At 62.3% G+C, this 15,151-nt stretch carries 10 protein-coding genes; 4 read left to right on the top strand and 6 right to left on the bottom strand.

The window, feature by feature from the left end:
* Positions 1-63: 63 nt before the first annotated feature.
* Positions 64-1,641: a fatty acid--CoA ligase gene (locus VFB05_RS08830; RefSeq protein ID WP_325011130.1), complete on the top strand. Its 1,578-nt coding sequence runs from the start codon at positions 64-66 to the stop codon at positions 1,639-1,641.
* Positions 1,642-1,649: 8 nt separating this feature from the next.
* A complete protein-coding gene (locus tag VFB05_RS08825) occupies positions 1,650-2,654 on the top strand; it encodes a tripartite tricarboxylate transporter substrate binding protein (protein ID WP_325011128.1) in 1,005 nt (334 codons plus the stop codon).
* Positions 2,655-2,658: 4 nt separating this feature from the next.
* Here VFB05_RS08825 and VFB05_RS08820 read toward each other — a convergent pair whose 3' ends face one another.
* Positions 2,659-4,320 (bottom strand): NAD(P)/FAD-dependent oxidoreductase, encoded by a 1,662-nt coding sequence (locus VFB05_RS08820; RefSeq protein ID WP_325011126.1) that lies wholly within the window; start codon positions 4,318-4,320, stop codon positions 2,659-2,661.
* Positions 4,321-4,525: 205 nt separating this feature from the next.
* On the opposite strand from VFB05_RS08820, the gene VFB05_RS08815 reads away from it, so the two are divergent.
* Positions 4,526-5,659, top strand: a complete 1,134-nt coding sequence (locus tag VFB05_RS08815; RefSeq protein ID WP_325011124.1) for a nitronate monooxygenase — start codon at positions 4,526-4,528, stop codon at positions 5,657-5,659.
* A 125-nt stretch (positions 5,660-5,784) separates the two neighbouring features.
* Positions 5,785-7,302 carry an acetyl-CoA acetyltransferase gene (locus VFB05_RS08810; protein ID WP_414643168.1) on the top strand — a complete coding sequence of 506 codons (1,518 nt, stop codon included), beginning with the start codon at positions 5,785-5,787 and terminating at the stop codon, positions 7,300-7,302.
* Positions 7,303-7,447: 145 nt separating this feature from the next.
* On the opposite strand, the gene VFB05_RS08805 is transcribed toward VFB05_RS08810, so the two are convergent.
* The 5 genes from VFB05_RS08805 to ltnD form a co-directional block, all read right to left on the bottom strand.
* On the bottom strand, positions 7,448-8,641 hold the full coding sequence (locus tag VFB05_RS08805) for an efflux RND transporter periplasmic adaptor subunit (protein ID WP_325011120.1): 1,194 nt from the start codon (positions 8,639-8,641) through the stop codon (positions 7,448-7,450).
* Positions 8,631-11,810: an efflux RND transporter permease subunit gene (locus VFB05_RS08800; protein ID WP_325011118.1), complete on the bottom strand. Its 3,180-nt coding sequence runs from the start codon at positions 11,808-11,810 to the stop codon at positions 8,631-8,633. The genes VFB05_RS08805 and VFB05_RS08800 overlap by 11 nt, the downstream gene beginning before the upstream one ends.
* Positions 11,811-11,978: 168 nt before the next feature.
* Complete coding sequence (gene otnK / locus VFB05_RS08795) at positions 11,979-13,256, bottom strand: 3-oxo-tetronate kinase (protein WP_325011115.1); 1,278 nt, start codon at positions 13,254-13,256, stop codon at positions 11,979-11,981.
* Complete coding sequence (gene otnI / locus VFB05_RS08790) at positions 13,253-14,035, bottom strand: 2-oxo-tetronate isomerase (protein WP_325011113.1); 783 nt, start codon at positions 14,033-14,035, stop codon at positions 13,253-13,255. The genes otnK and otnI overlap by 4 nt, the downstream gene beginning before the upstream one ends.
* A 24-nt stretch (positions 14,036-14,059) precedes the next feature.
* Entirely contained in the window at positions 14,060-14,974 is a 915-nt protein-coding gene (gene ltnD / locus VFB05_RS08785; RefSeq protein WP_325011110.1) for an L-threonate dehydrogenase, read from the bottom strand.
* Positions 14,975-15,151: the final 177 nt, after the last annotated feature.

Raw genomic sequence — 15,151 nt, 5'->3', positions numbered from 1 at the left:
GCTATTGTCTTTACTGCCGGATGCCGCCAAACTCCTCGCAAAATAATACGTCGGGAGGAGGACATGGCCGTTACGGAGCAGCCGGAGCATCTTGCCGGCGTGGTACGCGCACTCGCGACGTCACGAGCGAAGGAAATCGTCTTCGAATTCGAGGGGCGTCAGACCACATTCGCTGAATTCGACGTCCTGACCAATCGCGTCGCCAACGGCCTGATCGCGCTTGGCGTCCGCCAGCACGAACGGATCGCCTATCTCGGCAAGAACAGCGACATTTATTTCGAACTGCTGTTCGGTGCGGTAAAGGCCAATGTCGTGATGACGCCGGTGAATTGGCGGCTGGCATTGCCCGAAATCGCGTTCATCGTCGCGGACTGCAAGGCCCCTGTTCTCTTCGTCGGGCCCGAATTCACGGCGCAGATCCACGGCATCCGGGAGCGCGTACCGGAGCTGCGCGTCGTGATCGTCACCGAAGGCGATGCGGGTGAATGGCAAGGCTATTCGGCCTGGCGAGATGCGCAGAGCGCCGAAGACCCACAGGTCGAGATCAGCCGGAACGATGTTGCGATCCAGCTCTATACGTCAGGCACCACCGGCAAGCCGAAAGGCGCCATGCTGTCGCATGCCAACCTTTTCAATCTGATCGAGGCCGGAGACGGTGAAAAGCCGGAATGGAACCGCTGGAACGAAGACGATGTCTCGCTGGTGGCGATGCCGGCCTTCCATATCGGCGGGACCGGCTGGGGACTGCTTGGCCTCTATCACGGCGCCAAGGGCGTGATCGCAAGGGAGTTCGATCCCACTAAGGTGCTCGATTTCATCGAGCGCGACAAGATTACCAAGATCTTCATGGTTCCGGCTGCGATGCAGTTCGTGGTGCGGCAGCCGCGGGCGCGCAGTGTCGATTTCTCGCGCCTGAAATACATCCTCTACGGTGCATCGCCGATTCCGGCAGCCCTGCTGAAAGAATGCATCGAGGTGTTCGGCTGCGGCTTCGTGCAGCTTTACGGCATGACCGAGACCACCGGCACCATCGTCGCGCTGCCGCCGGAAGATCATGTCGAGGGGCTGGAGCGGATGCGATCCGCCGGCAAGGCGTTGCCGGGCGTCGAACTTGCAATCCTGGACGTCGACGGCAAGCACTTGCCGCCCGGCGAGGTCGGCGAGATCGCGACAAGGTCCGGCTCCAATATGGTCGGATACTGGAATCTGCCGGAGGCGACCGCAAAAACCATCGGCCGCGATGGTTGGCTGCGCACCGGGGACGCCGGCTACATCGACAAGGACGGCTATCTCTACGTTCAGGACCGCATCAAAGACATGATCATCTCGGGCGGCGAGAATATCTATCCGGCGGAGGTCGAGAGCGCGGTTTGCGATCACCCTGACGTGGCGGAGGCCGCTGTGATCGGCGTGCCCGATGACACCTGGGGTGAAGCGGTGAAAGCGATCGTGGTGCTAAAGCCCGGCAAGCAGGCGACGGCCTCCGACATCATCAGCTTTGCGCGTTCGCATATCGCGGCGTTCAAGACGCCGAAGACCGTCGACTTCATCGATGCCCTGCCCCGTAATGCCTCGGGCAAGATCCTGCGCCGCCATCTCCGTGACCCCTATTGGGCCGGACGCGAGCGGCAGGTGAATTGAAGGAGCATATGGCAGTCGTTGAGCAAATCGGGCTGCGACGACCGGAGCGGAGTCTGCGCTGGGTCGCCGTGTTGGCGTTCGTCCTGACAGCTCTCACCTGGCACCCAAGCCGCGCCGGCGAGTATCCGGAGCGAACCATCAAGATCGTCGTTCCCTTTCCCGCCGGCGGCCCCACCGACGTGGCCGCGCGGCTGATCGCACAGTCGCTTGCGACAAAATTCGGCAAAGGCGTCGTCGTCGAAAATCATCCCGGCGCCGGCGGCCGGATCGGCGCTAAAGTGGTCGCGACCGCGACGCCCGACGGCTACACGCTCCTGCTCGGAGGGACCAACGTCAACGCGATCGGCGCGATCTACACCGACCTTACCTTCGATCCGGTCAAATCCTTCGCCCCGATCGGCGTGGTCTGCGTCGATTCGCTGGCGATCGCGATCTCGCCGCGGGTGCCGGCGAACGACTTCAAGGAATTCGTCGCTTACGCGAAGAGCCATCCCGGGCAACTCAAATACGGCGCATCACCGGGCATCTACACCCAGTTTGCCGGCGAGTACTTCAAGCTGAAGACCGGCACCGATATCCTGTTCGTGCCTTACAAGGGCGGCGCGCCCGCGGTCACCGATGCACTCGGCGGCCACATCGAGATGGTCGTCAACAACAAGTCGAACCTGTTGCCGCAGTTCAAGGACGGCGGGCTGAAGGCGCTTGCGGTGACGAGCGCGGAACGCTGGCCGGAAATGCCGCAGACGCCGACCATGCGCGAGGTGGGCATTCTCGGCTTTCCGGAGGAGGTCCTGTTCGGCCTGCTGGCGCCGGCCGGAACTCCGCGCGACATCGTCATGAAGCTCAACAGTGCGATCAACGAGGCGCTTCAGTCGGCGGATGTCCGCGCCAGCCTCGAGGGCATCGGCGTGGACGCAAGGATCGGAACGCCGGAGGCTTTCACCTCGGCTCTCGATGAACAGGCGCGTGAATGGAAGCGCGTGATCGAGGAAACCGGCATCCAGGTGGAGTGACGCTTCACGGAGTCGCCGCAACCGGTTCGACCTCGCGCGCGGTCATCGTAAAGCCCTCATAGCCCTTGGCCGCCACATCATCGCAGGTACGCCGATAGACGCCGACGCCGCCGATATAGGGCATGAAGATGCGCGGCTTGCCGGGGATGTTGGCACCCATGTACCAGGAATTGGCCTGCGGATAGAGCGTCATGTGCGCGACTTCGTTGACGTGCGCGACCCACTGCTCTTCGGCCTCGCGGCTGGCTTCCATCGACGTGAGTGCGCGGCGGCGCATGAAAGCCAGACAATCGGCGATCCAGTCGACGTGCTGCTCGATCGAAACGATCATGTTGGAAAGCACCGATGGGCTGCCGGGTCCGGTGATGATGAAGAGGTTCGGAAAGCCCTCGCTCATCAGACCGAGATAGGTTTTCGGACCCTCCGCCCATTTCCGGTTCAGCGTCATGCCGTCGCGACCGCGAATGTCGATCTTGGCGACCGAACCCGTCATCGCGTCGAAACCGGTTGCCAGCACGAGCGCGTCGATCTGGTAATTCTCGCTGCCCGCCCGCACCGCGTTCGGCAGGATTTCCTCGATGCCACCGTCACGTATATCGACCAGCGTCACGTTGGGCCGGTTGAACGTTGCGTAATAGTCGGTGTCGACACAGATGCGCTTGGTGCCGATCGGATGATTGTTCGGCTGGAGCCGCTTGGCGGTCGCAGGATCCTTGACGATCTCGGCAATCTTCTCGCGGACAAAATCGGCGGCCGTGTCGTTCGCGGCCTTATCCAGCAGCAGATTGTTATAGGCGAGCATGAAAGTAAGACCGCCTTTCTCCCATCGCTGCTCATATTTGGCCTGCCGTGCATTCTCGCCGTCATCCAGCGCACCATGGTCGGGCAGTTCCGCATAGATGCCATTGCGCGTCTCTTCGCGCGCAAAACGCCTGATCTCGGAATAGTTGTTGCGAAAGGCGTCACGGTCCTCCACCGTCAGCGCCGCGTTGCGGGCCGGAATTGAAAAATTCGGCGTGCGCTGGAAAACAAAGAGATGGCTCGCCTGCCCGGCGATCACGGGGACGGACTGTATAGCCGAGGAGCCGGTGCCGATCACGCCGACGCGCATCCCTGAGAAGTCGACGCCTTCATGCGGCCAGTGGCCGGTGTGATAGACCTTGCCTGCAAACTGCGCCAGGCCCTTGAAGTCGGGCATCCTGGCATTGGACAAACAGCCGGTCGCCAGCACGACAAATTGAGCCTGGACCGTATTTCCGTCCGAGGTCGCGACCTGCCAAGTGGCAGTGCTCTCATCGAATTCCGCCCGCTCGACGCAAGTGTCGAACACAATGTCCGGGCGCAGGCCGAAACGGTCGGCGACATGCCGGGCGTATTTCAAGATTTCCGGCTGCGGCGCGTAACGCTCGCTCCAGTTCCACTCCTGCTGCAGTTCCTCGGAGAAAGAATACGAGTACTGCATGCTCTCGACGTCGCAGCGCGCGCCGGGATAACGGTTCCAGTACCAGGTGCCGCCGACATCGCTGCCCTGCTCATAGACGCGAACGGAAAATCCGAGCTCGCGCAGCCGGTGCAGCATGTACATCCCGGCAAAGCCCGCGCCGACCACGACAACGTCAAAAGCCCGGTCGCGGCTGCTTTCCGCAATGGATGGCGCGACAGGCATCGGGGCACTCCCTTGGCAATTCCGTTCTCGGTCAGGGGTCAGCATTCTCCGCATTGCGCGAAAGCGCAAGGCCGAATGCAGATGCGATGGCGCCGCGGGATATTCTATGCTGCGGAAAGCTTTCATGTCGGCACGACGTGATTTATCGTCCGGGCCATAGCAAGCGCGCGCCAGGGAGCGGACTAAAGAGGGAGCGGACACAAGAATGAAATCGCCGGTCTGCGAGATGCTGGGCGTCGAGTTTCCACTGTTTGCCTTCAGCCATTGCCGCGATGTCGTCGCAGCCGTGAGCCGCGCCGGAGGGTTCGGCGTGCTCGGTGCCACCACCCATTCGCCTGAGACCATCGAGCAGGAATTGACGTGGATCGACGATCACGTTGGCGGCAAGCCCTATGGCCTCGACGTTCTCATTCCCGAAAACACCTCGACCTCAGGCGAAACCGACGTCAGCTGGCAGAGCCTTGAGCGGCGAATTCCAACCGAGCATCGCACTTTCGCCCGCGACCTCCTGAAGAAATATGGTGTCGAGCCTGCAAGCACGCCGGTTCCCGCCGACACGCCGCAGCCCTTCGATACGAGCCGCGCGCTGGAGGTGTTGGAGGCTTCGTTCCGTCATCCTGTGCGGCTGATCGCGAACGCGCTTGGCGTGCCGCCAAAGGCGATGATCGAGATGGGCCGCAAGCACGGTGTCCCCGTTGCAGCGCTCGTCGGCGCCAAAGAGCACGCGCTGCGTCAGGTCGCTGCCGGCGTCGATATCCTGGTGGTACAAGGCACCGAAGCTGGCGGCCATTGCGGCGAAGTCTCGACCATGGTGCTGGTACCCGAAGTGATCAAGGCCATCAAGCCCGTTCGCGATGTGCCGGTGCTCGCCGCCGGCGGCATCATGACCGGGCGTCAGATGGCGGCCTGCATGGCGATGGGCGCAGCCGGCGTCTGGACCGGTTCGGTTTGGCTCGCGACGAGCGAATCCGAAACCAGCGAGATCTTCCGCGAGAAGATGATTGCAGCCTCCTCCCGCGACGCCGTGCGCTCGCGAGGTCGCACCGGCAAGCCGGCCCGGCAATTGCGCTCGGTCTGGACTGATGCCTGGGACCGAGACCCGCAATCGCCCGGCGCACTACCGATGCCGCTGCAAAGCATCATCAGCCGCGATGCGTTCCAGGCCATCGACCGCGCCGCAGCCGCGGGCAATGCCCAAGCGCGCGACCTCGTCAGCTATTTTGTCGGCCAAGGCGTCGGCCTGATCGACAGCGTGAAGTCGGCGACCTCAGTGGTACAGGAATTCAAGGAAGACTTTGCGCAAGCCGTGGAGCACATGAACGCGCTGGTCGGGGACTGATCGCGGCCGCACCGTCATTGCGAGGAGCAAGGCGACGAAGCAATCCAGTACCTGATCGCATCTTCTGGATTGCTTCGCTTTGCTCGCAATGACGGAAAGACAACCTTCTAAGACAAGAAAGAATGATGAACTCAGTCTCAACCCCACCGCCCGATCGCATCCCCGTCCTTGTCGGTATCGGCGAAATCACCGACCGCCCGAAAGAGATCACCGACGGCCTCGAGCCGCTTGCGCTGTTGGTCGAGGCGCTGAGGCGCGCCGAAGCCGATAGTGGCGCCAGGCTGCTCGGCGAGATCTCTTCGCTCGATATCGTCAATTTCCTGAGCTGGCGCTATCGCGATCCCGAAAAGCTGCTCGCCTCGCGTCTCGGCATTCAACCGAAACACGCTTACTACGGACCGGTCGGCGGCGAGAGCCCGATCCGCTACCTGCACGAAGCGGCACAACGCATCGCGCGCGGCGAATGCCAGGTAGCGGCCGTATGCGGCGCCGAAGCGCAAAGCACGGCGACGCGAGCCCAGCGCGCCGGCATCACCCTGCCCTGGACTCCGTTTGCCCATGACGTCGAGGAGCCGAAGCGCGGCGCGGCATTCCAGAAGCCGGCGGCCGTGAAGCTCGGGGTCTTTCGCCCCGTCAGCGTGTATCCGTTCTATGAAGCGGCGACCGCAGCGCATTGGGGCCAGACGCCGCGTGAGGCCATGGCCGAGTCAGGCAGCCTGTGGTCGGCTTATTCAGAAGAGGCCAGCGAAAATCCCAATGCCTGGCTAAAGCGGCGCTTTACGCCTGAAGAGATCACGACACCATCAGCCGACAACCGGTTGATCGCCTGGCCTTATACGAAGCTCATGGTGGCCAACCCGACGGTCAATATGGGCGGCGCGCTTCTGATGACGAGTCTCGCCAAAGCGCGCGCGGCCGGAATCCCCGAACAAAGGTTGATCCATATCGTTGGCGGCGCTTCGGCGGAGGAACCGCGCGATTACCTCGAGCGCGACCAGTTCGCGGAAAGTCACGCGCAGAACGCGGTGCTCAAGGCGGTGACGGAACTGGTAGGCGGCGACGCAAAGGCTTTCGATGCGATCGAGCTCTATAGCTGCTTTCCCTGCGTGCCAAAGATGGCGCGGCGGACGCTGGGATTGGGCGCGGACGTCAAGCCGACCGTGACCGGCGGGTTGACGTTCTTTGGCGCACCGCTGAACACCTATATGACGCATGCGGCCTGCGCGATGGTACGAAAGTTGCGCGAGGACGCCACGCTCGGCTTGCTCTATGGCCAAGGCGGCTTTGTCACCAAGCATCATGCGCTGGTGCTGTCGCGGCGGGCCTCAGGCGAACCGCTGGCGCAGGCGACGAGCGTCCAGAGCGAAGCGGATCGCAATCGTGGCGTGGTGCCGCCGTTCGTCACCGAAGCCAGCGGCCCTGCGACCGTCGAGAGTTTTACCGCCCTCTATGGCCGCGACAACGCCATCGAGCACGGCGTGGTCATGGCGCGGACGCCAGACAATGCGCGCGCATTGGCGCAGGTGCCCGCCTACGACAAGGCGACACTCGCGCATCTCTTGAATATGGACCGAAGTCCCGTCGGCTCGTCCGGCGCGCTTTCGCGCGCCGATGACGGGGGGCTGGAATGGCGGGTGGGTTAGCGTCGTGTCCCGGACGCGGTGCAGCGTCCTTCACGCTGCTCCGCAGAGCCGGGACCTACGATCATGCCGTGCTCGCCAATGTGGGCCCCGGATCAGCAGCGCATCGTTTCACGCTGCGCAGCATCCGGGGCACGTCAGCAGCGCCCTAGCCCTTGCCGCCCGGCTTGGCCGTCGCGGTCGCCGGCCGGCCTTTGGTACTGACGACACGCACGGGATCGCCGTCGACGATGCCGTCGGGCGGCGTGCTGATCACGCGGTCGTCTTGCGAAATCCCCCCGGCAAGCTCGATGTCGCGCCCAAGGTCGCGCGCGATCGTTACCGGCTTGAACAGGATCTTGCTATCAGCCGTTACCGTCGCAACGCGCAGGCCCGCCTGGTCGAAGATCAGCGCGCTGGAGGGAATGTGCAGCGGCACGCTTTCGCGCTGCAACACCAGCCGCACATTGGCAAAGCCGCCGGGCATCAACTCACCGACGGAATTGTCGAGACCAAGCTGCATTTGCGTCGTGCCGGACGTTACGTCGACCGACTGCGCCGAAGCCTCGACCGTGGCTTCAAAGGTCCGGGTCGGATATTCCGGCACCGAAATCGTCGCCTTGGCGCCGATCTTCACCGACGGCACGTATGTTTGCGGGACGTTGACGTAGACGCGCAACTTCTTGATGTCGGAGACGATGAACATCGGCGCACTGTTGGTGCCACCGGCATTGATCAAAGCGCCGACGTCGGTGTTGCGCGCGGTCACGATGCCGTCGAACGGCGCGGTGATCTTCTTGTAGCCGGCCAGCGCCTCAAGCCGCTCGACATTGGCCTGGCTTGAGTTGACGGCGGCGTTCTTGTTGGCGAGGTCGGCAGTGCGCTCGTCGATCTCCTGCATCGATACGAAATTCGAGGCGATCAGCGTCTTGCGGCGGGCCAGCGTGACTTCCGAAAGCTTTGCACTGGCCTGCTGATTGGTCAGATCGGCGCGCGCCTGCAGCAATTGCTGATCGAGGTCCGGCGCGTCGATTTCGGCGATCACGTCGCCCGCTTTCACCCGCGCGCCGATATCGGCGCTCCAGCTCTTCACGTAGCCATTGACGCGGGCAAAGATCGGGGCGCGGTAATAGGCTTCCAGCCGCCCCGGCAAATCGATCGTGGCGGTCAGCGCGCCGGCGTCCGCGTAGATCACGGCAACAGCCGGGATGGCCTGATCGTCCGTCCATTCCTTCAGCTTGACGCTGGAGTCCTCCCGGGCGCGGATGCCGGTGACAACCAGCGTCAGCGCGCCGACGACGGCGAGAACGCCGAAAATGCCCAGTTTCCGGCGAGATATCGTCGGGCGTGTTTCAGTGGGCATTTTCTTTCTCCGATTGGACGGCGACTTTGGCGTCCTGCTTTTTATGCAGCATACTAAATACCACCGGAACAAACATCAATGTTGCAACGGTGGAGAACATCAACCCGCCGATCACGGCCCGGCCGAGCGGCGCGTTGGCCTCGCCGCCATCACCGAGACCCAGCGACATCGGCAGCATGCCGATGATCATGGCAAGCGCCGTCATCAGCACCGGGCGGATACGGACAAAGCCGGCCTCGATGGCGGCGGCGACCGGATCGCCCAGCTCGTCATACCGTTCGCGGGCAAAGCTGATCACCAGCACGCTGTTGGCCGTCGCGACGCCCATGCACATGATCGCGCCGGTCAGGGCCGGAACCGACAGCGTGGTGTGGCTCGTGAACAGCATCCAGACGATGCCTGCAAGTGCCGCCGGCAGCGCCGTAATGATGACGAACGGGTCCAGCCAGGACTGGAAGTTCACCACGATCAGAAAGTAGATCAGCACGATTGCGCCGAGCAGACCGAACAGCAGCCCGGAGAACGAGCTGTTCATGGTCTGCACCTGGCCGGACAGCACGACAGTCGAGCCCTTCGGCACCCCCTTGGCGTTGGCCGCGATCACCTTGCTGATGTCGGAAGCAATGCCGCCGAGGTCGCGCCCCTGCGGCGTTGCGAAGATCTGGATCAGCGACTGGATGTCATACTGCGAAACCATCGCGCTCGAAGCCGTACGAGAGATATTGGCGATGCCGCCGAGAATCGGAGCCTGCGTCGGCGCACTGGAGGTGATCGGCAGTGTTTCCAGCGCACTCAGGGAATCGACCTGGTATTGCGGCGTCTGCATCACGACCGCGTAGTTCACGCCGTTATCCGGATTGAGGTAATAGGTCGGCGCGACCTGGCCGCTGCCCGACAGGTTGACAGTAAGACTGTTGACGACGTCGCGCTCGGTCAGGCCGACATACTGCGCGCGCGTGCGGTCGACATCGATGTTGAAGGTCGGGTTCTTCATCGACTGTTGAATACGCGCGTCGGCGACGCCGGGAATTCGGCGGATCTGACTGAGTAGCTTGATCGCGTAGTCGAAATTGGCGTTCAGATTGTTGCCCCGGATCTGCAAATCGATCGGCGCGGGCGCACCGAAGTTCAGGATCTGGTTGACAATGTCGGCCGGAAGGAAGGCAAAACTCGTTCCGGGGAAGAGCCGCGGAAGCTGCTCGCGCATCGCCTTGATGTAGTTTTCCGTCGGCGGATGATCTTCCTTCAGCTTGATCTGGATGTCGCCGTCCGACGGACCCATGACGCCAGTGTTGTTATAGGTCGTATTGATCCCCGAGATCGGCATGCCGATGTTGTCGGTGATCGTATCAATCTGGTCTGGCGGAATGATCTTGCGGATCGCCTTCTGGATGTCGGCGAAGTGATAGGCGTTCTCCTCCACACGGGTGCCGACCTGGCTGCGCACATGCATCAGGATCTGACCGGCATCGACCGACGGAAAGAAGTTCTGGCCAAGATAAGGCACGAGCGCGAACGAGGCGGCGACAAAAGCCAGGAAACCGACCACGAAAGTCGGACGGTGGCGCAGCGCCAGCGTCAGCAGATCGCGGTACCCCGCGCGGAAACTCTCAAACCTGGCCTCGAAGCCGCGCTGGAACCAGACGAGCGGATTGCGCGTCGGCGGCGGCGCGCCGTGCTGGTGCTCGTGCGGCTTCAGCAGGTACATCGCCATCGTCGGCACCAGGGTACGCGACAGGATGAACGACCAGACCATCGCGAAAATCACTGCTTCCGCCATCGGCACGAACAGGAAGCGCGGAATGCCTTGCAGAAAGAACATCGGCACGAACACGATGCAGATGCAGAGCAGCGAGACGAACGCCGGCACTACGATCTGCTGCGCACCGTCCATGATCGCGGGGCGAACTTCCTTGCCCTGCTCCAGATGCCAATTGATATTTTCGATGGTCACGGTCGCTTCGTCGACGAGAATGCCGACCGCGAGCGCAAGGCCGCCCAGCGTCATGATGTTGAGGGTTTCGCCGAACGCCGCCAGCATGATGATCGAGCCGAACACGGCGAGCGGAATCGATGTCGCGATAATGATCGTCGAGCGCCAGCTTCCCAGAAACAGCAGGATCATGACGCTGGTGAGCAGCGCCGCGATGACGCCTTCGCGTACCACGCCTTCGATAGAGGCGGCGACGAACACGCCCTGGTCGCCGACGAAGCCGACCTTGAGCGCATCGGGAAGCGAATCCTTGTAGGCCGCAACCTTGTTCTTGATGCCGGCGATAATATCGAGCGTCGAGATGTAGCCGTTCTTCAGCACCATCATCAGCACGGAACGGTTGCCGTTGACGTGGACGATATTTTGCTGCGGTGGGTTACCGTCGCGCACCGTCGCGACGTCGCGGATGTAGACGGTGGCGCCATTGACGACCTTGATCGGGAGATCGCCCATCTCGCCGGCCTTCAGCGGCGAATTGTTGACCTGGATGACGTATTCGAAGCTGCCGATCTTCGACGTGCCGGCCGGTTGAATCAGGTTCTGCGCGGCGAGCGCAGCGGCGACGTCCTGCCCGGACAGTCCCAGCGACTGCAATTTTGACGGATCGACGTCGATCTGGATCTGACGCTGCTTGCCGCCGTAGGGATACGGAATGGCCGCGCCGGGCACCGTCACCAGCGGCGTACGCAACTGATTGATGGCGATGTCGCCGAGGATCTGCTCGGTGAGCCCTTCGCCCGACAGTGCGAGCTGAATGATCGGAACCGTCGAGGCGGTGTAGTTGATGATCAACGGGGGCGTCGCGCCCGGCGGCATCTGCTTGAGGATCGTTTGCGAGACCGAGGTCACCTGCGCATTGGCGGTACGGATATCGACATAAGGCTGGAAGAAGATCTTGACGATGCCGATGCCGTTATAGGAGTTCGCGGTGATGTGCTCGATATCGTTGACGGTCGTCGTCAGGATTCGCTGGTATTGCGTGGTGATACGGCCAGCCATTTGATCCGGTGGCAGGCCGGTGTACTGCCAGATCACGCCGATCACCGGAATCCGGATATCCGGAAAGATGTCGACCGGTGTGCGCAGCGCGGCCAGCGGCCCGATGATCAAGAGGAGCAGCGCGAGCACGACAAACGTGTATGGCCGGTTCAGGGCAATACGGACCAGTTCGGTCATAGCACAGGCATTCCCGAATCTAACTTATCAGATGATCAATGATGCAGCGCGGCATTTACCTGAAATGGCGTCAAATGGCCAATGTCACGCACGTCAACACACTTCAATTCCGCGCGAACCACGGCGTCCTTTTCGCAATATTTCTGGCGCCGCAGTGCCGGTGTTCGGTTAACGCATCAGATCGAGCGCATCGGTGAAGAATTGCGGCCCGCCGAAATTGCCCGATTTGAGGGCAAGCAGCATATCACCCTCTTTCGCACCGACAGCCCGCAATACAGGCACTCCGGCTGCGATTTCCGTCCCGACCAGAAAACCCGGAATGCCTAAGCGATCCACAACCGCGCCTGAAGTTTCGCCACCTGCAACAACGAGCCGCCGCACGCCTGATTGCACCAATCCTTCGGCGATGTCGGCCATGGCTTGCTCGATGGCATGTCCGGCTGCATCACGGCCATGACGGGATTGCAGGGCTGCGACCTCATTGGGCGTTGAGCTGGAGGCGATCAAGACAGGGCCTTCGGCCAGCCTTTGCCTGGCCCAGGCGAGCGCGCGCGCGACCTCATCCTGCCCCGCAATTATACGGTCGGGATCGAGATGAAGGACGGGCATCTTCTCCTCCGCGATGGCAATCTGCTGCAACGTGGCCTGCGAGCAACTGCCGGCAAGGCAGGCGGCCGGGCCGCCGACCGCGGCTTCCGCCATTGTGCTCGACGCACCCTTCTGCGCCCTGCCCGATCCGACCAGCGCGCGCGCCAGGCCGAGCCCGATGCCGGAAGCGCCAACCGACATCCGATGATCGAGCGCAACGGCTCCAATCGTCTCCAGATCGAGATCGAACACCGCATCGATGATGGCAGCGCCGATGCCGTCGGCCGAGAGATGTGCCAGATGCGTCCGCACCGCCTCAGGTCCGCGAACGACAGTTGCGAGATCGACGAGGCCGACCTTGGTTTTGCTTTGCCGGGCCAGCACGCGCACAAGATTTGAATCGTGCATCGGATTGAGCGGATGATCTTTCAGCGGGCTCTCGTTCAAAGGCACGGAGCCGACGAACAGATTAGCCTGATAGACGGTGCGCTTGGTCTCGGGAAAGGCGGGCGTGACCAGCACGATTTTCTCGCCGCAATCGGCGCGCAGCGCATCCATCACCGGGCCGATATTGCCGGCGTCTGTGGAATCGAAGGTCGAGCAGATCTTGAAAAGCACATGGTCTGCGCCGCGTGCGCGCAGCCATTTCTCGGCGGCGCGCGAACGCGAGACCGCAAGGCCCGCCTCGATCGAGCGGCTCTTCAGCGATACCACCACGGCATCGACGTCGGGCAGATCGAGATCATCCGAGGGAACGCCGATTGTCTGCACGGTGCGCAAACCGGCGCGCGTCAGCGTGTTGGCAAGGTCGGACGCGCCGGTATAGTCGTCGGCGATACAGCCCAGCGCCAGTTTCACGACTTCACTCCTGCATAGGGCTTGAACCAGGCGAGCCCGTCGGTGGTTTTGCCGCGCGGGTTATATTCGCAGCCGACGAAGCCGCTATAGCCAAGCTTGTCTAGCTCGGCGAACAGGAACGGATAGTTCAGCTCCTCGTCATCCGGCTCGTGGCGCGAGGGAATGCTCGCGATCTGGATATGGCCGGTGATCGGCATCATTTCACGGAGCCGCATGGTCACATCGCCATGCAGGATCTGGCAGTGATAGATATCGAATTGCAATTTCAGGTTCGGGATTTTCAATTCCTGGATGACATCGCGCGCAAAACCGAAGTCATTGAGAAAATAGTTCGGCGTGTTGCGGGCGTTGAGCGGTTCAAGCACGACGTCGATGCCGTGAGGGGCGAAGAATTCCGCCGCATGTGCTATCGACTTGTAGAACGCTTCCACAGCGCGCCGATCTTTTCGATCGGCCAGCCCCGCCATCAAATGCAGGCGCTTGACGCCGGTCACCTGCGCATAGGGCAAGGCCGTGACGAGGCTCTGCTTCAAATCGTCAAAACGCTCAGGCAACGCGGCAAAGCCCTTCTCTCCGGCATCCCAGTTTCCCGGCGGCAGATTGAACAGCGCCTGCGTCAGGCCGTTGTCGCGCAAGCGCTTGCCGATCTCTTCGACCGGGTGAGCATACGGAAACAGGAATTCGACTGCCGTGAAGCCGGCTTTTGCCGCAGCCTCGAAACGGTCGAGAAACGGCACCTCGTTGAACAACAGCGTCAGATTGGCGGCAAAACGGGGCATCGGATTGTCCTCTTGTTCTCACGCTTACTTCGGCTCGCCGGGCAGATGCGTGCCGGTGACGCGCGCATACATCCGCGCCACCGATGCATCGTCGTCGCGGCCCATGCCCGAGGCTGCCGTCATCAGGAACATTTGCAGCGCGGCAGCCGAAACCGGCACCGGAAACTTCGCGTTGCGCGCCATGTCCTGAATGATGCCGAGGTCCTTGACGAAAATCTCGACCGCGCTGCGCGGCGTATAGTCGCCGTCGAGCACATGCGGCATGCGGTTTTCGAACATCCAGGAATTGCCCGCCGACGCCGTGATCACCTCATAGACCTTGCGGATATCGAGGCCCTGCTTAGCGGCAAACGCAATCGCCTCGGACGCCGCCGCAATATGAACGCCGGCGAGCAGCTGGTTGATCATCTTGAAAGCCGCGCCCTGGCCGGGCGCATCGCCGAGCTCGTAGAGTTTCGCTGCCATCGCATCGAGCGCCGGCCTCGCCTTGGCAAACGCAGCCGGGCTGCCCGAAGCGAGGATCGTCAGCTCCCCCTGCGCCGCGCGCTGCGCGCCGCCGGAAATCGGCGCGTCGAGATAATGCCGGCCGGTCGCTTCCAGTTGCTTGGCAAGCCGCCTTGCAATCTCTGGATCCATGGTCGCGGAGGACACAAACACGGCGTCCTTGGCCAGCGTCTCGGCGACGCCATTCTTGCCGAACAGAATAGCTTCGGTCTGTGCGGCATTGACGACCACGCTGACCACAATATCTGCGTCTTTGGCGGCTTCCGCCGGGTTTCCTGCGCCCTTCCCGCCCTCGGACGCGAAGCGCTTGACCGCGTCGGCCGACACGTCGCAACCCGTCACCTCAAATCCGGCGCGTTTGAGCGCGCTGGCCATGCCGTAGCCCATCGAGCCCAGCCCGATCACGGCGATGCGCGGTTTGGCGGAAGAAGTCATGTGGCGTTCCCTCACGCTTTTTACGAATTTGTCCCCTGCCTATCACGGCTTGGCCGCGCTGCCAAAGCGTGAGACAAGCGGGCAACAAGGATAGCGGTACGGCAGATTTGGCATTCGCCACGGTATTTGCGACCCCCGTTATGGCGAATGCCAAATCCGAAGCCGTACCGGTAACCT

Origin of the sequence: Bradyrhizobium sp., from assembly GCF_035652035.1 — a bacterium.
GTDB lineage: Bacteria > Pseudomonadota > Alphaproteobacteria > Rhizobiales > Xanthobacteraceae > Bradyrhizobium.
This window is presented reverse-complemented; position numbering and strand designations above follow the sequence as displayed.

Excerpts from the sequence above, each read along its gene's own strand:
- VFB05_RS08830 (WP_325011130.1), top strand. The coding sequence starts at position 64 with ATGGCCGTTACGGAGCAGCCGGAGCATCTTGCCGGCGTGGTACGCGCA.
- VFB05_RS08825 (WP_325011128.1), top strand. The coding sequence starts at position 1,650 with ATGGCAGTCGTTGAGCAAATCGGGCTGCGACGACCGGAGCGGAGTCTG.
- VFB05_RS08820 (WP_325011126.1), bottom strand. The coding sequence starts at position 4,320 with ATGCCTGTCGCGCCATCCATTGCGGAAAGCAGCCGCGACCGGGCTTTT.
- VFB05_RS08815 (WP_325011124.1), top strand. The coding sequence starts at position 4,526 with ATGAAATCGCCGGTCTGCGAGATGCTGGGCGTCGAGTTTCCACTGTTT.
- VFB05_RS08810 (WP_414643168.1), top strand. The coding sequence starts at position 5,785 with ATGAACTCAGTCTCAACCCCACCGCCCGATCGCATCCCCGTCCTTGTC.
- VFB05_RS08805 (WP_325011120.1), bottom strand. The coding sequence starts at position 8,641 with ATGCCCACTGAAACACGCCCGACGATATCTCGCCGGAAACTGGGCATT.
- VFB05_RS08800 (WP_325011118.1), bottom strand. The coding sequence starts at position 11,810 with ATGACCGAACTGGTCCGTATTGCCCTGAACCGGCCATACACGTTTGTC.
- otnI (WP_325011113.1), bottom strand. The coding sequence starts at position 14,035 with ATGCCCCGTTTTGCCGCCAATCTGACGCTGTTGTTCAACGAGGTGCCG.
- ltnD (WP_325011110.1), bottom strand. The coding sequence starts at position 14,974 with ATGACTTCTTCCGCCAAACCGCGCATCGCCGTGATCGGGCTGGGCTCG.